Annotated in this window: 33 protein-coding genes and 1 pseudogene; 6 read left to right on the top strand and 28 right to left on the bottom strand. The window is 68.1% G+C overall.

All coding sequences use genetic code 11. From position 1 onward, the window contains the following. Nucleotides 1–2: 2 nt before the first annotated feature. The 3 genes and pseudogenes from ACQUQD_RS35075 to ACQUQD_RS35065 form a co-directional block, all read left to right on the top strand. A pseudogene (locus tag ACQUQD_RS35075) lies at nt 3–1,442 on the top strand (PBSX family phage terminase large subunit); the annotation flags it as partial. Then, the gene (locus tag ACQUQD_RS35070) at nt 1,442–2,116 is read left to right on the top strand and encodes an HNH endonuclease signature motif containing protein (RefSeq protein WP_428957727.1); all 675 of its coding nucleotides are present in this window, start codon (nt 1,442–1,444) and stop codon (nt 2,114–2,116) included. The pseudogene ACQUQD_RS35075 and the gene ACQUQD_RS35070, both read left to right, overlap by 1 nt. Nucleotides 2,117–2,241: 125 nt before the next feature. After that, nucleotides 2,242–3,918: a hypothetical protein gene (locus tag ACQUQD_RS35065; RefSeq protein WP_428956215.1), complete on the top strand. Its 1,677-nt coding sequence runs from the start codon at nt 2,242–2,244 to the stop codon at nt 3,916–3,918. A gap of 487 nt (nt 3,919–4,405) precedes the next feature. Here the strand turns inward: ACQUQD_RS35065 and ACQUQD_RS35060 are convergent, their stop codons facing one another. The 7 genes from ACQUQD_RS35060 to ACQUQD_RS35030 all read right to left on the bottom strand — a co-directional run bounded on the left by ACQUQD_RS35060 (nt 4,406) and on the right by ACQUQD_RS35030 (nt 6,578). After that, nucleotides 4,406–4,930 carry a hypothetical protein gene (locus ACQUQD_RS35060; RefSeq protein WP_428956214.1) on the bottom strand — a complete coding sequence of 175 codons (525 nt, stop codon included), beginning with the start codon at nt 4,928–4,930 and terminating at the stop codon, nt 4,406–4,408. A gap of 3 nt (nt 4,931–4,933) precedes the next feature. Further along, complete coding sequence (locus ACQUQD_RS35055; protein WP_428956213.1) at nt 4,934–5,080, bottom strand: hypothetical protein; 147 nt, start codon at nt 5,078–5,080, stop codon at nt 4,934–4,936. After that, nucleotides 5,077–5,241, bottom strand: a complete 165-nt coding sequence (locus tag ACQUQD_RS35050) for a hypothetical protein (protein WP_428956212.1) — start codon at nt 5,239–5,241, stop codon at nt 5,077–5,079. The genes ACQUQD_RS35055 and ACQUQD_RS35050 overlap by 4 nt, the downstream gene beginning before the upstream one ends. After that, entirely contained in the window at nt 5,238–5,525 is a 288-nt protein-coding gene (locus tag ACQUQD_RS35045; protein ID WP_428956211.1) for a hypothetical protein, read from the bottom strand. Before ACQUQD_RS35045 ends, ACQUQD_RS35050 begins: the two co-directional genes overlap by 4 nt. After that, on the bottom strand, nt 5,522–5,884 hold the full coding sequence (locus tag ACQUQD_RS35040) for a hypothetical protein (RefSeq protein WP_428956210.1): 363 nt from the start codon (nt 5,882–5,884) through the stop codon (nt 5,522–5,524). The genes ACQUQD_RS35045 and ACQUQD_RS35040 overlap by 4 nt, the downstream gene beginning before the upstream one ends. A gap of 9 nt (nt 5,885–5,893) precedes the next feature. Continuing rightward, a complete protein-coding gene (locus tag ACQUQD_RS35035) occupies nt 5,894–6,286 on the bottom strand; it encodes a hypothetical protein (protein ID WP_428956209.1) in 393 nt (130 codons plus the stop codon). A 73-nt stretch (nt 6,287–6,359) separates the two neighbouring features. Beyond that, nucleotides 6,360–6,578 (bottom strand): hypothetical protein, encoded by a 219-nt coding sequence (locus tag ACQUQD_RS35030; protein WP_428956208.1) that lies wholly within the window; start codon nt 6,576–6,578, stop codon nt 6,360–6,362. Between the two features lie 121 nt (nt 6,579–6,699). Between ACQUQD_RS35030 and ACQUQD_RS35025 the strand changes: the two genes are divergently transcribed. Genes ACQUQD_RS35025 through ACQUQD_RS35015 form a run of 3 tightly spaced genes read left to right on the top strand, consistent with a single transcriptional unit; the run spans nt 6,700 to nt 7,657 of the window. Beyond that, complete coding sequence (locus ACQUQD_RS35025) at nt 6,700–6,981, top strand: hypothetical protein (RefSeq protein WP_428956207.1); 282 nt, start codon at nt 6,700–6,702, stop codon at nt 6,979–6,981. Further along, on the top strand, nt 6,978–7,418 hold the full coding sequence (locus ACQUQD_RS35020; RefSeq protein ID WP_428956206.1) for a DUF6221 family protein: 441 nt from the start codon (nt 6,978–6,980) through the stop codon (nt 7,416–7,418). Before ACQUQD_RS35025 ends, ACQUQD_RS35020 begins: the two co-directional genes overlap by 4 nt. A gap of 44 nt (nt 7,419–7,462) precedes the next feature. Next, on the top strand, nt 7,463–7,657 hold the full coding sequence (locus ACQUQD_RS35015; RefSeq protein ID WP_428956205.1) for a hypothetical protein: 195 nt from the start codon (nt 7,463–7,465) through the stop codon (nt 7,655–7,657). Nucleotides 7,658–7,664: 7 nt separating this feature from the next. Here the strand turns inward: ACQUQD_RS35015 and ACQUQD_RS35010 are convergent, their stop codons facing one another. From ACQUQD_RS35010 to ACQUQD_RS34910, 21 genes are all read right to left on the bottom strand, one after another. Beyond that, the gene (locus tag ACQUQD_RS35010; protein ID WP_428956204.1) at nt 7,665–7,853 is read right to left on the bottom strand and encodes a hypothetical protein; all 189 of its coding nucleotides are present in this window, start codon (nt 7,851–7,853) and stop codon (nt 7,665–7,667) included. Between the two features lie 8 nt (nt 7,854–7,861). Continuing rightward, nucleotides 7,862–8,401, bottom strand: a complete 540-nt coding sequence (locus ACQUQD_RS35005; RefSeq protein ID WP_428956203.1) for a hypothetical protein — start codon at nt 8,399–8,401, stop codon at nt 7,862–7,864. Then, nucleotides 8,398–8,589 carry a hypothetical protein gene (locus ACQUQD_RS35000; RefSeq protein WP_428956202.1) on the bottom strand — a complete coding sequence of 64 codons (192 nt, stop codon included), beginning with the start codon at nt 8,587–8,589 and terminating at the stop codon, nt 8,398–8,400. The genes ACQUQD_RS35005 and ACQUQD_RS35000 overlap by 4 nt, the downstream gene beginning before the upstream one ends. Next, nucleotides 8,586–8,894, bottom strand: coding sequence for a hypothetical protein (locus ACQUQD_RS34995; RefSeq protein WP_428956201.1), 309 nt, complete (start codon nt 8,892–8,894; stop codon nt 8,586–8,588). Before ACQUQD_RS34995 ends, ACQUQD_RS35000 begins: the two co-directional genes overlap by 4 nt. Beyond that, nucleotides 8,891–9,409: a hypothetical protein gene (locus ACQUQD_RS34990; protein WP_428956200.1), complete on the bottom strand. Its 519-nt coding sequence runs from the start codon at nt 9,407–9,409 to the stop codon at nt 8,891–8,893. The genes ACQUQD_RS34995 and ACQUQD_RS34990 overlap by 4 nt, the downstream gene beginning before the upstream one ends. A 13-nt stretch (nt 9,410–9,422) precedes the next feature. Next, nucleotides 9,423–9,593 (bottom strand): hypothetical protein, encoded by a 171-nt coding sequence (locus ACQUQD_RS34985; RefSeq protein WP_428956199.1) that lies wholly within the window; start codon nt 9,591–9,593, stop codon nt 9,423–9,425. A 197-nt stretch (nt 9,594–9,790) separates the two neighbouring features. Next, a complete protein-coding gene (locus ACQUQD_RS34980) occupies nt 9,791–11,902 on the bottom strand; it encodes an ATP-binding protein (protein WP_428956198.1) in 2,112 nt (703 codons plus the stop codon). Then, nucleotides 11,899–12,381, bottom strand: coding sequence for a hypothetical protein (locus ACQUQD_RS34975; protein WP_428956197.1), 483 nt, complete (start codon nt 12,379–12,381; stop codon nt 11,899–11,901). Before ACQUQD_RS34975 ends, ACQUQD_RS34980 begins: the two co-directional genes overlap by 4 nt. Then, nucleotides 12,378–13,691, bottom strand: a complete 1,314-nt coding sequence (locus tag ACQUQD_RS34970; RefSeq protein ID WP_428956196.1) for a hypothetical protein — start codon at nt 13,689–13,691, stop codon at nt 12,378–12,380. Before ACQUQD_RS34970 ends, ACQUQD_RS34975 begins: the two co-directional genes overlap by 4 nt. Before the next feature lie 22 nt (nt 13,692–13,713). Further along, a complete protein-coding gene (locus tag ACQUQD_RS34965; RefSeq protein ID WP_428956195.1) occupies nt 13,714–13,905 on the bottom strand; it encodes a hypothetical protein in 192 nt (63 codons plus the stop codon). After that, on the bottom strand, nt 13,898–14,104 hold the full coding sequence (locus tag ACQUQD_RS34960) for a DUF4236 domain-containing protein (RefSeq protein ID WP_428956194.1): 207 nt from the start codon (nt 14,102–14,104) through the stop codon (nt 13,898–13,900). The genes ACQUQD_RS34965 and ACQUQD_RS34960 overlap by 8 nt, the downstream gene beginning before the upstream one ends. Beyond that, nucleotides 14,104–14,322, bottom strand: coding sequence for a hypothetical protein (locus ACQUQD_RS34955; RefSeq protein WP_428956193.1), 219 nt, complete (start codon nt 14,320–14,322; stop codon nt 14,104–14,106). The genes ACQUQD_RS34960 and ACQUQD_RS34955 overlap by 1 nt, the downstream gene beginning before the upstream one ends. A gap of 31 nt (nt 14,323–14,353) precedes the next feature. Next, nucleotides 14,354–14,503, bottom strand: coding sequence for a hypothetical protein (locus tag ACQUQD_RS34950; RefSeq protein WP_428956192.1), 150 nt, complete (start codon nt 14,501–14,503; stop codon nt 14,354–14,356). Between the two features lie 17 nt (nt 14,504–14,520). Next, complete coding sequence (locus ACQUQD_RS34945) at nt 14,521–14,664, bottom strand: hypothetical protein (RefSeq protein WP_428956191.1); 144 nt, start codon at nt 14,662–14,664, stop codon at nt 14,521–14,523. Between the two features lie 15 nt (nt 14,665–14,679). After that, nucleotides 14,680–14,850 (bottom strand): hypothetical protein, encoded by a 171-nt coding sequence (locus ACQUQD_RS34940; protein ID WP_428956190.1) that lies wholly within the window; start codon nt 14,848–14,850, stop codon nt 14,680–14,682. A 133-nt stretch (nt 14,851–14,983) separates the two neighbouring features. Beyond that, nucleotides 14,984–15,166, bottom strand: a complete 183-nt coding sequence (locus ACQUQD_RS34935; protein WP_428956189.1) for a hypothetical protein — start codon at nt 15,164–15,166, stop codon at nt 14,984–14,986. 118 nt (nt 15,167–15,284) lie between these two features. Further along, nucleotides 15,285–15,437: a hypothetical protein gene (locus ACQUQD_RS34930; protein WP_428956188.1), complete on the bottom strand. Its 153-nt coding sequence runs from the start codon at nt 15,435–15,437 to the stop codon at nt 15,285–15,287. A 154-nt stretch (nt 15,438–15,591) separates the two neighbouring features. After that, nucleotides 15,592–15,822, bottom strand: coding sequence for a hypothetical protein (locus tag ACQUQD_RS34925; protein ID WP_428956187.1), 231 nt, complete (start codon nt 15,820–15,822; stop codon nt 15,592–15,594). A gap of 43 nt (nt 15,823–15,865) precedes the next feature. After that, nucleotides 15,866–16,018: a hypothetical protein gene (locus ACQUQD_RS34920; RefSeq protein WP_428956186.1), complete on the bottom strand. Its 153-nt coding sequence runs from the start codon at nt 16,016–16,018 to the stop codon at nt 15,866–15,868. 38 nt (nt 16,019–16,056) lie between these two features. Beyond that, entirely contained in the window at nt 16,057–16,494 is a 438-nt protein-coding gene (locus tag ACQUQD_RS34915) for an NUDIX domain-containing protein (RefSeq protein WP_428956185.1), read from the bottom strand. A 43-nt stretch (nt 16,495–16,537) separates the two neighbouring features. Next, entirely contained in the window at nt 16,538–16,939 is a 402-nt protein-coding gene (locus tag ACQUQD_RS34910; protein ID WP_428956184.1) for a hypothetical protein, read from the bottom strand. Nucleotides 16,940–16,955: the final 16 nt, after the last annotated feature.

The raw sequence follows: 16,955 nt of genomic DNA, 5'->3' as shown, positions 1-16,955 counted from the left end.
CCGTGCTGGATTCGCTGCCCCTGTCCCGCAAGCAGATCAGGTCTGTCGCCGAGTCGACGACGAAGATCTCGTGCTGGGAGGGTGCGATCCGGTCGGGGAAGACGATCGCGTCGCTGTTGAAGTGGCTGATCTTTGTGTCGCAGGCTCCGACCACGGGCGAGCTCGTGATCATCGGGAAGACGGCGCAGACCATCCACCGCAACCTCTTCCTGCCCCTCCAGGACCCCGCTCTGTTCGGCGACTTGACCAAGCTGATCCACTACACGCCCGGCGCCCCAACCGCGACAATCCTCGGCCGCACCATTCACGTGATCGGCGCCAACGACGCCAAATCCGAGCCGAAGATCCGCGGCATGACGCTGTGCGGCGCCTACGTCGATGAGGTCACGCTGGTGCCGCAGGTGTTCTTCGAGCAGCTCCTCGGCCGCATGTCGGTGCGCGGCGCCCAGCTGTTCTGCACCACCAACCCCGACAACCCGGCGCACTGGTTCATGCGGGACTGGCTCTCGCAGGAAGGGAAGAAGCCGCTGCGCCGCTTCTCCTTCACGATCGACGACAACCCGTTCCTCGACCCCGAGTACGTCCGCGACATCAAAGCCATGCACGAGGGCTTGTTCTACCGCCGCTTCATCCTCGGCGAGTGGGTCGCAGCCGAAGGCGCGATCTACGACTCGTGGGACCGCGACCGCCACATCGTCACCGCGCTCCCGAAGGCGGGTATCCACAAGTGGATCAGCCTCGGTGTTGACTACGGGACATCCAACCCGTTCCATGCCGTGCTCGTCGGTATTGGCGCCGACCGTCGCCTGTACGCCGCAGCCGAGTGGCGTTACGACTCGCGGCAGCACAAGCGGCAGCTCACCGACGCCGAATACTCGACGCGGCTGCGTTCCTGGCTCGGGGAGGTACCGCAGATCGGCTCGGTCCGGCCGCAGTTCATCACCGTCGACCCGTCCGCGGCGAGCTTCTCGACGCAGCTGCAGCGGGACAAGCTGCGCCCCACGCCGGCGAAGAACGACGTCATGGACGGCATTCGCACCGTCAGCTCGCTGCTGGCCGCGAACAAGCTGCTGGTGCACGAGTCCTGCAAGGACTTGATCACCGAGATCGGCGGCTACTCCTGGGACGACAAGGCCGCCCTCCGCGGCGAAGAGAAGCCGATCAAGGTTGCCGACCATGGATGCCTTGTCGCCGGAACGCCCGTAACGACAATCAGCGGCGAGATCGCCATCGAGAAAATTCGCCCGGGGGATCGCGTCCTGACTCGCGCCGGCTATCGGCCAGTTGTGGCCGCGGGCATGACGGATGCCTCGGCCCGGGTTTACCGGGTCGACCTGTCCGACGGAACTTCAATAACCGGAACTGGCAACCATCCCTTCTGGGTTGAAGGAAAGGGGTGGATTCCCCTCGATGAACTGCGTTATGCGGATATCCTTTTGTCATGCCGAAACGAGTCGAAACTGTTCGCTTCCAGGGCATCACTTTCCGCCGCTACCCGGAAGCTGAAGGCTGGGCAGAGCAGGCTTACTACACGCCCGGAATCGCCGACCGCCTCAATGGGAAACGTCGCCTCCATGAAGAAATCTGGATGGCACACCATGGCCGCGCAATACCTGCTGGCCACCACATACACCATCGAGACCACGATCCCCTCAACAATGACCCGTCGAACCTGGCCTGTCTCAGCCCAGCCGAGCACGCCGAGCATCACGCTGGCGAGCGGCGCGGAAGCTGCTCGCCGGAAGCTTTGGCCAACCTTGAGCGCATACGACCTCTCGCGGCCGTCTGGCACAGGTCCGCTGAGGGTCACGCCTGGCATGTCGAGCACGGCAAGCGGACCTGGGAGGGCAGGGAGGCCCAGGCCTTCACCTGCCAACAGTGCGGAGATTCCTACGAGTCACGTTCGTCGCACGGCCAGGAACGCTTCTGCGGCAACGCCTGCAAGGCTGCGTGGCGGCGTGCGAGCGGGGTCGACGACGAGCAGCGCAACTGCGAGCGCTGCACCTCCGGGTTCACCGCCAACAAGTACAGCAAGACTCGATTCTGCGGCCACTCGTGTGCTCGCCGTGACGCCCTTGAGCGGCGCCGCTCCCGTCTGGAACCTGACCGTCGCTGACTGCCCGGAGTTCTTCGCAGGCGGCGTACTGGTCCACAACTGTGACGCGTTGAGATACGCGGTCTTTACCACTCGGACCCTGTGGCGACACAAGATCGCCCAAGCCGCCTAGAAGGGACCCCGCTATGCCGCTCCCCCCGTCCGGGAACACGCCATGGCCGCCGCCGCAGTTGGAGATCCCGCACGCCGACATGGACATGTGGCGGGCCTGGTATTCCGGCAACACCGATCATTTGGCGGCGGTGTACGGCGGTCCGGCGAACTACCGCTCCAACGCGGTAGCCCGCCAGTTCTTCGAGGTCGACAAGCGGCGCGCGGCAGGAGGCGACGAGCTGCGCACCTTCTGGGGGCAAGACCCCACGCCGGGCCAGCAGGCGGCCAAGCTCCATATCCCGATCGCTGCGGACATTGCGGAGATGTCGGCGAACTTGCTGTGGGCGGACGTGCCGCAGGTGACCGTGGACGCCGACTCGACGGACGCCGACTCGGCCAAGACGACGACCGCACAGATCGGCCGCTACCTCGACGACCGGGGCCACGCCAAGATGCGCGAGGGCTCCGAGCTGACGGCCGGGCTGTCCAACGTCTACCTGCGGGTCGTCTGGGACACGACGCTGCGCCCGCGACCGTGGACGGACGTTCTGGCCCCGGAGGCGGTCGTCCCGGAGTGGCGGTGGGGTGCGCTCGCCGCGGCGACGGTGTGGCGGGAGCTGGCGCCGCTGAAGGACGCTACGGAGGTCTGGCGGCTGCTGGAGTACCACCAGCCCGGGAGCATCCAGTACGGCGTGTATAAGGGCGGCAGTGACACGCTCGGCATGCTCATGGACTTCGCCGACCACCCCGACAGCGAGTTCCTAGGGAAGATGGAGGGCGTCAACGCGGATGGCGTCCAGTCGACGGGCATCAACCGCCTCCTGATCACGCACCTGCCGAACGTCCTGCCGAACCGGGTGTGGGACGGGGTGCCCGGCACGGCCCCGCTCGGCCGCTCCGACTTCGCCGGCATCGAGCCGATCATGGACTCGCTCGATGAGGCGTGGACGAGTTGGATGCGCGATCTGCGGCTCGGAAAGTCGAGGATCCTTCTGCCTCAGTCGATGTTGGAGACCGACGGCCCCGGCTCCGGCGGCAGCTTCGACCTCGAGCAGGAGGTGCGCGTCGGCCTCAACATGCTCGACGTCGACGGCAAAGACGCGATCACCATGGTCCAGTTCGCGATCCGCGTTGAGGAGCACGAGCGGACGACGAAGGCTCTTCGCAAGCAGATCCTCTCGTCCGCCGGTTACAGCGCCCAGAGCTACGGCGAGGAGGGAACCGTGGCGGTGACAGCGACGGAGGTGGCGGCCCGCAAGGAGGAGTCGCTGTCGACGCGGGGCACGAAGATCTTGTACCAGCGGCCTGCCGTATTGGATCACCTGACCACGATGATGATGGTCGACGTCCGCCACTGCGGCGCCACGGGCGTCGACCCCACCGCCGAGCTCACCGCATCCTGGCCGCAGGCCGTACAGCCCGACCCGGAGGCCACGGCCCGCACCCTGCAGCTGCTCGACTCGGCAGGCGCAATCTCTGACTTCATGAAGGTGAAGTGGCGATCGCCCGAGCTCGACGACGAGGAGATCGAGGCGGAGGTGCGGCGGATCCGCGACGACAAGCGGGCCGACCTGATCCCGGCCGGCGACCCGTTCAACACTGGCGGTGGCGTCGATCCGAACGCGCAGCAGGACGAGGTGGGCAGTTCGCCTGTGGCCGGCTCGGACGAGGGGCAGGACGAGACGGGCGGCTTCGAGGAGGCGGCGTGAGCGCTTGTGGCGCTCGGTTGGTTCACGCTCACGGAGTCGCCGTGTGCGACCTGGCCCCGCACTCGCCGGATGGGCAGCACAGCGCACTGTGCGATCACTGCCTGGACTGCGACCCCGACTACGGGGATCCGAGCGACCGCCTGCGCTGGGATCGCGACGGCGAGTCTTGGGTGGGCGGGGGCTCGCGCGAGTCCTAGCGGCGGCGGACGCCCTTGCGCGCGGGGAGTCGACGGTAGCGGGTCACAGGCCCACCCTTCGTAGCGTGGGCCTTCTGGTGGGCGTAGCGGGCTCTCAGGCGCGGGTTCGCGAAGAAGTAGCGCCTAACCACTGCGCCTTGCTCGCGAAGCCTTTGTGCTTGCGTCCTGGCACAGTCCTCATCACCTCCCATGGTCGGCTACCCCCAGTGTTCCCCTTGCCGGGCCGCTTACCGCCTGGCACGCGTGAGCCCCGACCCTGTCGGCGGGGCCGGGGCTCTCCTGCGGGGCGGTCAGGCGGCGTCGGCGTCGAGGCTGTCAGCCCATTCGGTGAGCGCCTGAAGGTCGTGGTCGAGCAGGCCGAGTCGGGGGCTGATCCAGTGGAGGAGTGCAGGCCCGGCGTGGCGTCGGGCGACGTAGTCGCGGTCCTTGTCCGTGAAGTCGTCGTCGATCCACGCGAACGATCGCCCTTCAGCCCAGCGGACGACACCCTCGGTCTTCCAGAAGACTCCGTCGCTTCGTGCGGTGCGGGCGCTGTCGGGCCATTCGATGACGGGGAGTTCGGGGAGGCCGATGTGGGGCCCGATCCACTCGTTCGCTTCGTGCTGCCATGTGGTGCACCAGACAAGGTCGAACGGCAGGGCTTGGAGCTGGGCGCCGTGAGCGGGGTTGAGCCAGACGCGGAGCGGCTTCTGCCACGGGTTCTCCCAGCCGGACGGGCGCATGCGATGCGTTTGATAGCCCTCCGGGCGTCGACTTGGCTTCGCCGCATAGGGGTTGAGTGGGCCGTCGACGTCTATGAGGAGCAGCGGCTTCACGGTTCAGTCCTCGTCTCGGTTCCAGTAGAGCCTGTCCCGGCGGGCGGCTTCCTGCGGCGTCTCGTCGAAGTCCCGCCGCCGGGGCTCGACCAACTCGGCTGCCTCGACCGCGGGCTGCGGTTCGATGGCGGGGCGGGCGGGGGCGGTCACTCGGCGTCTCCGTGTGCGTGCGCGAGGAGCCGATGGAGCGTCCACGCGGGGCCGTCTCCGCTCTGCGCGGCAGTCCCGAGGACGTCACGGAGGGCGTGGGCGTCGCTGTCGGAGAGTTCGACTGTCGTGGTGCCGTCGTTCTCGATGCTGACGATCCTCATGGGTTGTCCTTCCTCTTCAGCCCGAGCACCTGGCCCCATCCGTAGACGTGGTCGGGCCCGTATCGGGCGAGCTGCTTGCTGGCCGTACAGAGCACGGCGTGGTGGTGGGCGGAGGCTTCCAGGCGGAGTTGGAGCGACACGGCGGCGAGCGGTCGGCCGGTGAGCATCCGGCCCGCCCGGGTCGCCTTGCCGATCTCCAGCCGTGCCTGCTTGGGGAGTTGCTGGCGGGCGAGGTCGGCGACCGCGTCCGGGACCGGCACGTCGGTGCGCGGGAAGGCGATCACGACGGGTCCTCCTTGATGATTCCGGCTAGCCAGTCGTCGCCGTCGACGAACTCCGGGCGACGCTCACGCCAGAAGGCCAGCACCTCCGCGAGGTTCCGCTCGAACCAGTCGCTCCAGCCGTGCATCTGGATGTTCCAGCGCCAGGACTGTCGGACGGACTCGTAGGCCTCGCGGCTGAGGTCGTGACCGGAGGTGGGGTCGATATCATCGACGTCCCGGCCCACGGCGACGCAGAGAGCTATTCGGGCGTCGTTTACGGAAGTGCGCTGCTCGACACCCTCGACGGTCTGCAGCGTGTCCCGTCGCAGCGCCAGCCGCATGATGCGCAGGCGCGCTTCTTTGGTGACCTTGTCGCGCATCAGGGCCTCCTATGCGGCCTCCGTATATGCGGCCTGGTAGAAGGCCGGGCGAGCGAGGTGCTGGGTCTGCCTGTAGCTGGCGAGGCCGACGTACAGGGCGATGTCGAACGGGCTGTACACGTGGACGTGAATCCACTTGCCGGTGGTGCGGTGCTGCGCCCAGACGCGGATCGGCTCGTGGCCGTTGGCGGCCCGGTACGCCTTGGCGACGTGTCGTCCGTACCAGCTCTGATAGCCATCCTTGAGGTCTTCGGCGCCGAGCCGGCTGAGGATGTCGCCGGTGCGCACCAGCTGCCCCATCTCGACGAGCGCAGCCACCGCGCCGGAGCGGGCCCGGTAGGCGAGGGCCTTGGCGACGGACTGGGCGGCGGTGCGGATACGGCGGCGAAGCTTGGCGTTCAACGGGTCCCCCTGGCTGCGGAAGTGCGGTGGATCGGCGGGCCCGGCCGACGGCGGACGGGCCCTGGGGTGGGGTCTAGGCGAGGCGGGCGGCGATCTCGCGAAGGTCGCCCATGGTGAGCCCGGTGCGGACGCCGTCGTCGTAGATGCCGTTCGTCGCCTCGACCATCAGGCGGTCATCCGGCTCGTCGGCGTACACCTTCAGCACGTGGGCGAGCGCCTCGGCCGTGTTCGCGGGGGCGTCGCCGTACTGGTCCATCACCTCGCGGCGGATGCGGTTCATGGCTGCGGACATTGCAGGCTCCTCGCGCCTACCGTGATCGCAAGTTAGTAGCGATCATTACTAGCGGTGGCGACACCTCAAACAGTACCCATGAGGCATCGCCACCGCAACCCGCTTGCGATACATTGATGCCATGACGTCGACCCCGCCCTCCCTCGAAGAGATCGCCGCAGTCGGTAACCGCCGGCTCCGCGACGCCGACCGCCTCAAGAAGTCCAGCGACGAGCTGAAGGAGCTCGTTCTCTCAGCGCTGCGCGAGGGCCACCTCAAGCCCACCGAGGTCGCCAAGGCCTCTGGGTGGACGGGAGCCCACGTGCGGAAGATGGCGCGCGACAACGGGATCGAACCCGACGAGCGATACAAGGAGCGCGCCGAGCGCCTCAAGAAGGCCCAGGCCGTGGAGGAGACCGAGTGACCGACGACAAGATCCCGTTCCTGCGCGCCCGCCTCAACGAGGACGAGGAGCTAGCCTTCGATGCGGTCGACGAACGAAAGGGCGCCGAATGGCGGGCCAACGGACCGTCGGTCGAGGTGATCGGTGGGCTGCCTGCCGATCCCACGGCCTTTGACGAGACGGTGGTCTTCAACGAGGGCTCGCCGACCGAGGAGCAGGCCGAGCACATCGCCGCCCACGACCCCGACCGCGTCCTGCGTGAGGTTCCCGTGAAGCGGGCCCGGCTCGCTCTCTACGAGGACGCTGCGCGGCGTTGGGACGAACTCCCGCCCGGGGAGCGCAGCACCCCGGACGGCGCCGCCCTGCGCAGCAAGGTCACCATCCTGGAGATCGTCATCCAAGGCGACATGCAGTCCTACGCCCGGCATCCCGACTTCAAGGACCAGTGGCTGATGTAGCCGTTCTCGCCCGGCTCCCCTACCGGCCGCGTCACACTGCCATCATGGACGACGTCGTGTTCATGGTGCGGGCGGGCAGCCGGGCGGACTGCTTAGAGCAACTCCGGCTGCTGTGTGAGCGGATGGGCTTGCAGCCCGCCACAACACCCACCGACTCGGCCGGGCGCGGCTGGGTCGCCCGCGCCGTACCCATGACGAAGGCCCCGGACGCCGATCAGGCGGACGGGGCCCTGTCGTAGACGGAGTTCAGCGGTCCAGGCAGCGAGTGACGACGAAGCCCCCACCGACGGCGACCGCGAGATAGACGACCAGCCCGATGAGCATCCCACCGGTACTCGGCTCGCCCGGCAGAAGGATCAGTGTGAGCGCGATCAGCCCGAGTATCAGCGGGGCGAGGATCACGTACATCCAGTACAGCGAGTGGTAGCGCTCCACGGATCCTCCTACTGCAGGCTGCTGGACCAGGCAGCCTCTGGCGCAGAATGCGTCTCGGGCCGGTGGATGCGGGTGACGGGGACGACGAGGTAGTCGCCGGGGTCGGCGTCGAGGATGGAGACGGCCTCCATGTCCGGGCAGCCGGCCGGGTCTCCGCAGCCGTAGCGCCGGTGCCGCAGGATGTCCGCCCAACCCTCGACAAGGTCGGTCGGTCCGAGGTCGCGCAGCTGCTGCGGCTGCTGGTGTCCCCATGCGGCGTGCGCGGCGACCGCGGCGAGCACCTGGTCGGTGGGCAGGTCGTGGCCGAGGACGTACAGGGTTTCGCACGGCATGTCCTCGACCCACGCCGCGTCTTCGGGTTCCAGGCCGGGCTGGGCGTAGGGCAGGCCCATGAGGGAGATGCCGCGCCAGGCCCGCATCAGGCCGTCGTCGACACCGCGGCGGGGATGCCACCACGCCACATGATCAGGGTCGATGTGCTGGTCGAGGAGACGCTGCTCCTGGCTCGGAGTGAGAGCACTCGTGCGGGGTTCGGTCGCGAGGCTCATCGGGACTCCTTCGGGCGGGTGTTGACGGCGGTCGCGACGGCTGCGGCACCGATCGCGAGTCCTCCGGCAGCGGCGGCAGCACTGTCGGGGAGGCCGGCCGCGTGGGCGCCGCCGACGATGACGCCGAGCGCCGCAACCGTGCCCGTGGCGTGGGCGATGAGGCGCTTCGGGGCGGGGAGTGTGATCACGCCGCCACCTTCTCGCCGAACATGTTCTCCGGGTGGGCCAGGTCGCCGTCGAACGCGATCGTCTGGACGAAGCGGGGGTTCTGGCAGCTGAGCAGGTAGGCAGCGAACCGGACGTCGACCGCGGCCGCGACCTCTGCCCCGATGCCCGCGGTCTCCTGTGCTTCGAGGATCGCGTCGTAGGACATCTGGACGACGGCCGCGGTGTGCGCGCCCGCGCGGTGGCACTTGAGGGCTTCGACGCCGAGGCCTATCGCCCGTTCACGCAGGGCCTGCACGTCGACGGTCTCGGGGCTGGTGATGGTCACGGCTTCTCCTTGGGGTTGTTGTTGGCGACGATTCCGAACGCCTTGTTCCTGCTGTGGTCCTGCCGGTTGTCCTGGGTGACGGGCGCTTCGTAGTGGTGGTGGTGCTGGTCTGGGACGAGTCGCTTGATGCTCTTGGTGAGGCTCCGCAGCGAAAGGAGCGCCGCTGGCGGAGTGGCGGCGATGAGCCCGACAACGACGGGGTCCGCCTTGACGGAGACGTACAGGACGCCGGAGATGGCGCCCCCTAGGGCGACGGTGAGCACGGAGGCGCTGAGCATGCGGGCGCTGTCGTCGACGGCCTTCTGGCTCATCGGCGGGCGGCCGGGCTGCTCGGCGGGCGGAGCTTGACCGATCTTCGGGGTCGCCGATTCGTCCTTGTATGAGGTCGGCGGCAGGTCTTCGGCTACCGCGGCGGCAGCCTCGCGAATCGCCCTCTCCAGGCTGTCGTGGGTCGGGTAGGGAAGCCGCTGCCCGTCCGTGATGGTCGGGCGCGGCTCGGGCGGCGGCGTGGGCATGGGGTGGGTCTCCCTAGCGGTCGTCGTTGGCCTTGTTGACGCGGGCGTGCGCGTTCCGGACGCGGCGGTCGAGGATGCGCTTCTGTCGGGTGGTGAGTCGCCCGCCGCGCATCATGGCGACCAGGCCGATGCCGAGGGTGACGGCAAGGTCTTTGTGGTCCATGCCGTCGTCGCTGATCTGCATTGCTTCTCCTTGGGTGGGGTTGAGGTGTTGTCGTTGCCTGGACAGAGCGTGGACAGGGGCGCGTTCTTGCAGGTGGGAGCCTGGACAGAGCGTGGACTCGACCGGGGTGAGGCTGGACTGGACTGTCCAGGGTCGGGCCCTCTTGTCCAGGCTGGTCCGGGCTCTGTCCAGGCTCTTGTCCAGGGTCAAAGCGGGATCTATCGGGCGTCGTTGAGGTCTTCGAGCCGATAGCCCATCGACCGGCCGCCATCACTGGTGGAGACCTTCACCGCCTCTGCGGTGACGCCTTCGTCGGCCATGGCGGCGGCGAGGAGCCTGCCGACGCGGGCGTTGTACGCGTTGTCGCTCTCCTCGTCGAGGCGCACGTACTCCGCGTCGACGGTCGCGAGGTGGGCGAACAGTTCAGCGCGGGTGACAACTCCGCGTCCGGTGACGGAAGCCGCCTTGATCATGTGATCGAGGATCGTGGCCTCGGCCTCGACCAGAACCGGTAGAACGCCGGCCTCCGCGCGCAGCCTGTAGGCCCTGCGCAGGATCACATCGACCTCGTCGTCGTCGTAGAAGAACGACTGCGAGAGTTCGGGCTCCGAGGTTTCACCGGTCTGCAGGAAGCCGACACCGCGCTGGGACTTGAGGATCCGCTGTGCGTTGTAGCCGGCCGATGCCCGCCCCTTGCCCAAGATGGTGTCGGACGCCTCGGGGGTCATGCAGCGACCCGCCCAGCGCGTCGACAGGATGTCGCGGATGCCGGTCGGCACGGCGGCCGAGTCGGGCTTCTGCGTCGCCGCGATGACGATCCCGGCGTAGGCGCGACCCTGCTGCGTGATCAGCCGCAGGAGCCGCTCCAGCTCCTTCTGCTGCTCCGGGGTGGCGGCCGCCATGTAGGACGCCCACTCGTCGATGAACAGGACCGTCCAGCGCACCCGCTTGTCCTCGGCGGCCAACGCCCGGGAGAACTTCCGCACCCGGTGGTCCTTCACGACCTGCTTCAGCCCGGGGAGGACCACCTCCCACACGTGCCGGAGGATCGCGAGCAGCACCTCCGGATCCCCTGCGGTATCGATCATCTGGGCAATGGGCTCGAACGGCGACAGGTCGAAGCCACCCTTGCCGTCGGCCAGGTACAGATCGGCGCGCACGTCCAGAGCTGCCAACAGCAGCGGATTGTTCGCCGCCGCCGACTTGCCTGACCCGGGTTCGCCGCCGAACAGGGCGGTCTTCTCGAACCACTCCACGGCCACGACGTCGCCACGCTCAGACACTGCCATCGGGGCGGGATCCCACAGGCTGGCCTTCTCCGCGGTCAGGAGCGGCCCCTTGTGGACCTCACCCGTGAACGGGATCTTGAGCGTGACTCGTAGAGTCAGCCAGTCCTCCCGCGCACCCTTGGCCTGCGACACCTGCTGGACGCTGACACCGAACCCGTTCGCCAGTTGCGGCGTCGCCCCGAGAGCCTTCGACGCAGGTATGCCGTCGGGGAGTTCAAGGCGAACCTCCCAGGCGGAGCCGTCCGCGGTGAGCGTGCAAGGCGACAGCAGCCTGACCTCGTCGTCCGCCGCGATGACCTTGGCGCTGCGGTAGACGCGGTTGACCATCTCGTCGGTCATCCGGTCCCCGTTACCAATCTTCGCGTCGCGGTCGGCGTACAACTCGCCCGCGCTCGTGCGCCGGCCGATCAGGGTGAGGGCGGCGAGCGCCGCCCCGGTCACGCCGAGGCCACCGGGCGCCCCGAGCAGCTCCAACCCCACGGTTTCGGCAGCCACCGCAGGCGCGACGACGATCGCACCGCGCACAGCACGCTTGAGGCGGGCTTCACGCTGCGTGGACCGGTAACGGCTCATCGCCTTCACCGAGTGGTCGAACGCGTCCCCCATCTCCCTGCGGCGCCTGTCCTTCTCCTTGCCGGGGATGAGACGTCGATCGTGCGCCCACTTCGCAGACTTGTAGTCGCGCTGCGTGTGCAGGATCTCGTGCCGGGCCGCGGTGACCTGAGCCCCCTCCGTGCCCTGGATCCACAAGAAGGTGCGGCGCAGGCCTCGGAAGGTCTGGGCGGCGTGGCCGTGTTCGGTGCGCTGGCGTCGGATCCACTTCCGGAACCGACGGGTGGAGTTGAGCCGGCCGACTGCGGTACGGCTCTTCCAGCCGGTCTTGCTGCGCGCCCACGCGGGCGTCAGCGGAGTGTCCCCCATCGGGTCGGTGGCTGGCCGGGCGGACGCGAGCGCGGGCTCCGCGTCGGAGGCGTTGAGGTGGCCGGAGATGAACCGCTCCCACTCCGGGTCCGGCGTGCTGGGGATCCTCTCTATGCTCACTTCGTGTCCTTCAGCGTCGTGTTAGTTGCTACTTGCTCCAGGCGCGCCTGGGTCCGGGCCATGAGGCTGTTCGGGAGGGCGTCACCCCGGACGCGGCGGGGCGGGGTTCCGCCGTTCCTGCGACGCCCGTCGGGCGGACCAGTCAGGTGCGGCGAGAGTTGGATGAGACCCGCCTGCTCGCAGACGACGTCCCAGACGTCGCGCACCGAGATCAGACCGAGGCTTGAGGTCTCAGTCCAGCCGCAGAGGGACATCTCGTTCCGCGACAAGTACGGCGGGATGAACCTGCGGAACCGGATCTCGAAGAGAGCGGCTTGCTCTATCCGCCGAGCCATGCCGTGCGAGGTGACTTCGAGGGTGCGGTACGCCTGCCATCCGTCACGCCCGAAGTCGGTCAGTCGCGTCGCCTTCGGCGTACTGAAACCAACCTTCACGGCACAGAAGCCGGGGTGTAGGAGGACGTAGGTAAGGCCTGTCATTCGGTTGCCTCCTCGGCTCCTCGCGTGGCTCGCTCGACGCCGATCTGGCGACGGGCGAGGGGGCTGTACGGCTGGGTGTCGCCGGGCTTACGGATGGGCGGGGTTCCGCCGTTGTTCCGGCGTCCGTCGGGCTCGTTCGGGTCCTTCTTGCGGCGCCCCCTGATTTGGGAATTGATCAGCGACATCGCGCCGAGAACGGGGGCCTGTTCGGCGGTCTTCGCGCGGGCGTCTGCGGCGCGCGTCTGCATGTCGAGGTCGAGGTCGACGCCGACCTGCTTGAAGCCCTTCACGCGGTACCAGGCTTCGGCCCAGATCTGCTCGGTGACGACCGCCGAACCGCGCGCTGATCGGATCGAGTCGGCGACCTCCCACGCTTCGGGGTGGTGCTTTCGCCGGTCGTCGTCGCGCCGCTTCTGTTCGGCCTCCGCCCGCTCCTCGGCGATCTTCTTGTCGGCCGCGGCCTTCGCCTCGGCGGCCTGCTTCTCGGCGCGCGACTTCTCTTCCGCAGCCGCCTTCGCCGCGGCCTCCTTAGCGGCCGCCTTCTTCTCGCGCCGGGACGGTTCGCCGTCGGCCTTCTGCGCGATGCCCCGCTCGTAGGTCATGAGAACGATCGGCCCGCCGAGCGAGGCGATCGCCCCGATGAGGCCAGCGTTGAAGCCGATCCGTTCGTCGACCATCCCGCCGTAGAGGTTGATCCCGGCAGCGATGAGGGCGCCGAGCATGATGCCGATCCGGTACGGGGTGACGTCCCGGCGGTGGGCGACCGCCCAGGCAGCGCCGAACGCGAGCACCAGGGCCAGGCCCTCCAGGAGCGCGGGCGCGGCGACGAGGAACGGCCGCTCGCGGTCCCAGAAGTGCATGAACTGCACGGGCGCGGCGATGATCAGGCCGACGGCGTAGATGCCGCGCGCCCCCCACTTCCAGTACTGCTCGGAGCGCTCTTGGTCGGCGAGCTGGCTCGCTTCCCGCTCGGCCTTGTCCGCTGCCGACTTGTTGATCTCGTCGGCTTCGGCATTGGACTTGGCGATCTCGGTGTTCTTCTTCGCGACGTAGGCGTCGTGGTTGACCTTGTCCTTCTCCAGGCGCATCGCCGCGCGCTCGTTGGCGAGCCGCTGCTTCTCCGCGTCTTCGGCGGCGCGGATCTTCTCGGCCTCGGCTTCACCCTCGGCCTTGATGCGGGCCGCGTCGGCTTCAGCGGTGGCCCGTGTTCGGATCGCCTCCGCCTCGGCCAGCGCCACCGGATCGAACCGGGGCTCAGGCGAGGTCTTCGGCGTGCCGTTGACCTTCTTCTCGACGGATACGGCGGTCACGATGATCGGTGTCCTCTCGGGCTCAGCCGCGCTCGGCGGCAGGAGTGGTGAACTTGACGACGTAGTGGCCGACGACCGCGCCGACGATCACGCCCACCGTGATGGCGAACGGCTTCGGCGCCCCCACCACGAGCGAGACCTTCACGGCCAATAGGCCGATCGAAGAAACGAAGACCACGGACAGCAGGTAGAGGAGGAAACCCACGTCACTCACCCCGCCTGCTGCGCCGGGTCGTGGTCTTGCGCCAGCCGAAGGGGCCAGGCAGGTCCATCGACGTGGTGCGACGGCCGGTCGAACTGCGGGTGTGCTTCGGCCCACTGTCGAAGCCGTAAGTCACCGACCAGGACTTGCGGTTGATGTTGAGCCGGACGCCGGGGAAGATCCGGAAGCTCTTGCGAAAGGTCAGCGGCATCAGGCCACCTGCTTCTTCGAAGTCGAGGCCTGCCGGTTCCGGTGCGCCACGAACAGCAGCACGACCGCCAGCCCGAACACGGCCGGCTGAGCCAGCAGCTGGAACGCGCCCGTGAAGACCAGGCCGAGCGTCGCGCCTACGAAGTCGCCGACAGCCGGCCACACGCCGACGATCAACAGGAAGGCCGCCAACAGCGACCACAGGACGAGCCGCTTCATGGCGGCCTCCCTCCAGGTAGATAGGGGTGGGTTAGCGCTGGATCATGTTGGGCGGGCAGCCGTTGACGTGGCCTTCGCAGGCACACGGCTTCTCGCCGATACCGAGGAAGCTGCGGTGCGTCTTCGAGCAGGGCCAGCAGAGTTTGCACTCGCCCCTCGGTACTTCGGTCGCCTTCGACATCGATTCCTCCTCTCAGATCAGTCGTCCTTGCACGAACCGAACATCGACTTCTTCTCGGCGTGCTCGATGCACCACACGCAGGGGTAGTTCGCGCCGCCCTCATGCAGGTGCAGGTGCCTCTCCGCCTCCGGGCAGCAGAACGGCTCAGCCAGAAGCTTCATCAGGCCTCCTTCCGGTCAGCTCAGGCGCTCGACCCGGACGTCCAGGTCCCGCGGGTCGTCCTTCGCGGCCGAGACACGGCGGTCGAGGTCGGCCTTGTCGTAGACCGTGATGCTGTCGCTGGAGCCACCCAGCGGATTGACCTGCTTGCCCGACCTGCTGATGGCGGAGAGCTTCCACTTCGGCATGCAATGTCCTCTCGGGTTGGAGATGGATGGTGGGGTCTGCACCTCACCTCTCACCGCCGGGCGTGCAAGATCCGGCGGATCGAGCTGAGGGCAGGCTGGTCAGCCGGAGTAACTACCGGCTGCGCGGCGGCGGCTATCGGCGGCGTCGGCCCAGCACCTCGTTCAGGTACGCCTCGTTCTCCTGCCGCCGCTTTTCGAGGTGCTCGTCGAACCGCTTCATGCGCTCCACGTGCTCCTCGTTGTAGCTGCGGCCGGGATCACCTGCAGCACGTTCCGCTCCGGTCTGTATGTGCGTGACAGCTGCACGTCGGGGCATGATCGGGTCCTCTCATATCGGGTGACGGGACACTGGCATCGGATTGGATGTGGGTATGCGGTGCGCGCCCCGGCCTGCACTTGCGGCATACGTCGTGGAACCGGACCGGGGCCGGGGGCTACTTCTTGTTGTCCTTCTCGTACTCGGCGTTGGCGGCGGCCAGCGCCTCGCTCACGGCGGCCGGAACATCCGCCACCTCACGCCGCTCGATCGCCGCATACACGGCCTCACCGGCCAGGAACTGGTAGTCGTCTCGCGTCAGACCAGCCATCAGAAGATCCCTTCCTGTCGTGTGGATTGGTTTCGGTGCGCGCCCCGGGCCGGCGTCGACTCGGCTCCCTCGCGGCATGGATGCCGGGGCTGAGACGATCAGCGGTTGTGGCCGTAACAGCGGGCGGCCTTCTCCTCCGGCTCGCGCCCCCACATCAGGCGGCCCGCCCGACGTGCAGGTCCAGGCAGCTGCGCGTCCAGTCCTGGTGCACCGGGCACGTCGACCGCTGGTCGTCCGGCACGTTGTACGTGGTCTCCCGGTACAGGGCCCGGGTCAGGTCATCGCCGAACTGGTCCGCCAGCAGATCGACGACCAGCGTCGACCTACGAGCCTGCTTGCCGATCTCGGTGGCACCCAGATCGCCAGAACTGATGAACGGAGACATAGCGGTGTCCTCTCAAGGACGCAGGGATAAGGGGATGGTGGATCTAGCGGCCGGCGTTCTTCGTGGTCCTGCCGCACCGGTGCTGGTCAGCCGTCTGCTGCATAGCCCTGGGGTCGACGGTGTACCGGCGCTTGCAGTTGCGGCAGGTGATGGTGACGTCGCCCTTGCCGATCTGCAGCCAGTCGAAGAGGGGCATGTGTGTCCTTCCTGAGGTCAGCGGGATTGGGGGCTGGGCTACGCGGTGGCGACGGCGAGGTCGCCGAGGATGTCGGCGTGGTCGAAGGCCAGCTGCGGCAGCTCGTTCAGTGGGAACCACCGGGCCGCACGGGCATCGTCACCAGCCGTGGGTGACGTCCGGTCGACGATGAGCGTGTAGGCGACGGTCACGTACCGGCCGCGCGGGTCACGGCCCGGGGCGTCGTACACGCCCAGCTGCTTGAGCGCGGCCGGGTCGACCTCGATGCCGGTCTCCTCGGCCAGCTCACGGGCTGCCGCCGCACGGGACGTCTCGCCCTTGTCGACGTGCCCGCCCGGCAGAGCCCACCGGCCCTCGAACGGGGCCCAGCCGCGCTCGATCAGCAGGACATCGAACGGCAGCGGACCGGCGGTGCGGTTCGGGGTGAGCAGGACGACGTCGGCGGTGTAGCGGATGGTCTCGGCGATCTCGGACATGGCGGGCAGAACCTTTCAACTCGATGGGCGTGGGATGGGGGCGTCAGCGACTGAGGGGGCAGCGGCAGTTCGGGCCGTGGTTCGTCGCCAGGGCGTGGAAGTCCTTGACGGTCAGATCGCCGACCTTGCCCCGGAACACCTGGTCCTTGAGGTTGCCGGTGGGCACCTTGTCGGTGGCCAACTGCCAGTCGCCTTCGAGGACCACAGTGCGACCCTTGCGGCGCATCGTGCCCGCACTGACGACCTGCTTCCGGCGGGCCTCCCGAGCGGCCTTCCGCTGCCTGTACTTCTCGCTCGACTCACGCTGCGCCTGGGTGGTGCCACCGGTACCGGGAGAGGGCGTGGGCTGCGCCTGAGGGGTGCTACCGGCGCTCTGGGGCTTCTGGGGAAGGGCGGTGGCGCCAGGCGTGGGTGACGTCGGGTACTTCGGAGTGAACAGGCTCATGACGGACTCCTTTCAG

This window comes from Streptomyces sp. cg35 (assembly GCF_050410835.1).
GTDB lineage: Bacteria > Actinomycetota > Actinomycetes > Streptomycetales > Streptomycetaceae > Streptomyces.
Note: the sequence above shows the minus strand (reverse complement) of the source record. Positions and strands in the feature narration are given on the sequence as shown.

Excerpts from the sequence above, each read along its gene's own strand:
- ACQUQD_RS34925 (WP_428956187.1), bottom strand. The coding sequence starts at position 15,822 with ATGTCTCCGTTCATCAGTTCTGGCGATCTGGGTGCCACCGAGATCGGC.
- ACQUQD_RS35025 (WP_428956207.1), top strand. The coding sequence starts at position 6,700 with ATGACGTCGACCCCGCCCTCCCTCGAAGAGATCGCCGCAGTCGGTAAC.
- ACQUQD_RS34950 (WP_428956192.1), bottom strand. The coding sequence starts at position 14,503 with ATGTCGAAGGCGACCGAAGTACCGAGGGGCGAGTGCAAACTCTGCTGG.
- ACQUQD_RS35040 (WP_428956210.1), bottom strand. The coding sequence starts at position 5,884 with ATGCGCGACAAGGTCACCAAAGAAGCGCGCCTGCGCATCATGCGGCTG.
- ACQUQD_RS34990 (WP_428956200.1), bottom strand. The coding sequence starts at position 9,409 with ATGCCCACGCCGCCGCCCGAGCCGCGCCCGACCATCACGGACGGGCAG.
- ACQUQD_RS34915 (WP_428956185.1), bottom strand. The coding sequence starts at position 16,494 with ATGTCCGAGATCGCCGAGACCATCCGCTACACCGCCGACGTCGTCCTG.
- ACQUQD_RS34960 (WP_428956194.1), bottom strand. The coding sequence starts at position 14,104 with ATGCCGCTGACCTTTCGCAAGAGCTTCCGGATCTTCCCCGGCGTCCGG.
- ACQUQD_RS35030 (WP_428956208.1), bottom strand. The coding sequence starts at position 6,578 with ATGTCCGCAGCCATGAACCGCATCCGCCGCGAGGTGATGGACCAGTAC.
- ACQUQD_RS34945 (WP_428956191.1), bottom strand. The coding sequence starts at position 14,664 with ATGAAGCTTCTGGCTGAGCCGTTCTGCTGCCCGGAGGCGGAGAGGCAC.
- ACQUQD_RS34975 (WP_428956197.1), bottom strand. The coding sequence starts at position 12,381 with ATGACAGGCCTTACCTACGTCCTCCTACACCCCGGCTTCTGTGCCGTG.
- ACQUQD_RS34985 (WP_428956199.1), bottom strand. The coding sequence starts at position 9,593 with ATGCAGATCAGCGACGACGGCATGGACCACAAAGACCTTGCCGTCACC.
- ACQUQD_RS35050 (WP_428956212.1), bottom strand. The coding sequence starts at position 5,241 with ATGAGGATCGTCAGCATCGAGAACGACGGCACCACGACAGTCGAACTC.
- ACQUQD_RS34920 (WP_428956186.1), bottom strand. The coding sequence starts at position 16,018 with ATGCCCCTCTTCGACTGGCTGCAGATCGGCAAGGGCGACGTCACCATC.
- ACQUQD_RS34935 (WP_428956189.1), bottom strand. The coding sequence starts at position 15,166 with ATGCCCCGACGTGCAGCTGTCACGCACATACAGACCGGAGCGGAACGT.
- ACQUQD_RS35065 (WP_428956215.1), top strand. The coding sequence starts at position 2,242 with ATGCCGCTCCCCCCGTCCGGGAACACGCCATGGCCGCCGCCGCAGTTG.
- ACQUQD_RS34955 (WP_428956193.1), bottom strand. The coding sequence starts at position 14,322 with ATGAAGCGGCTCGTCCTGTGGTCGCTGTTGGCGGCCTTCCTGTTGATC.
- ACQUQD_RS35015 (WP_428956205.1), top strand. The coding sequence starts at position 7,463 with ATGGACGACGTCGTGTTCATGGTGCGGGCGGGCAGCCGGGCGGACTGC.
- ACQUQD_RS34930 (WP_428956188.1), bottom strand. The coding sequence starts at position 15,437 with ATGGCTGGTCTGACGCGAGACGACTACCAGTTCCTGGCCGGTGAGGCC.
- ACQUQD_RS35005 (WP_428956203.1), bottom strand. The coding sequence starts at position 8,401 with ATGAGCCTCGCGACCGAACCCCGCACGAGTGCTCTCACTCCGAGCCAG.
- ACQUQD_RS34940 (WP_428956190.1), bottom strand. The coding sequence starts at position 14,850 with ATGCCGAAGTGGAAGCTCTCCGCCATCAGCAGGTCGGGCAAGCAGGTC.
- ACQUQD_RS35070 (WP_428957727.1), top strand. The coding sequence starts at position 1,442 with ATGCCGAAACGAGTCGAAACTGTTCGCTTCCAGGGCATCACTTTCCGC.
- ACQUQD_RS34910 (WP_428956184.1), bottom strand. The coding sequence starts at position 16,939 with ATGAGCCTGTTCACTCCGAAGTACCCGACGTCACCCACGCCTGGCGCC.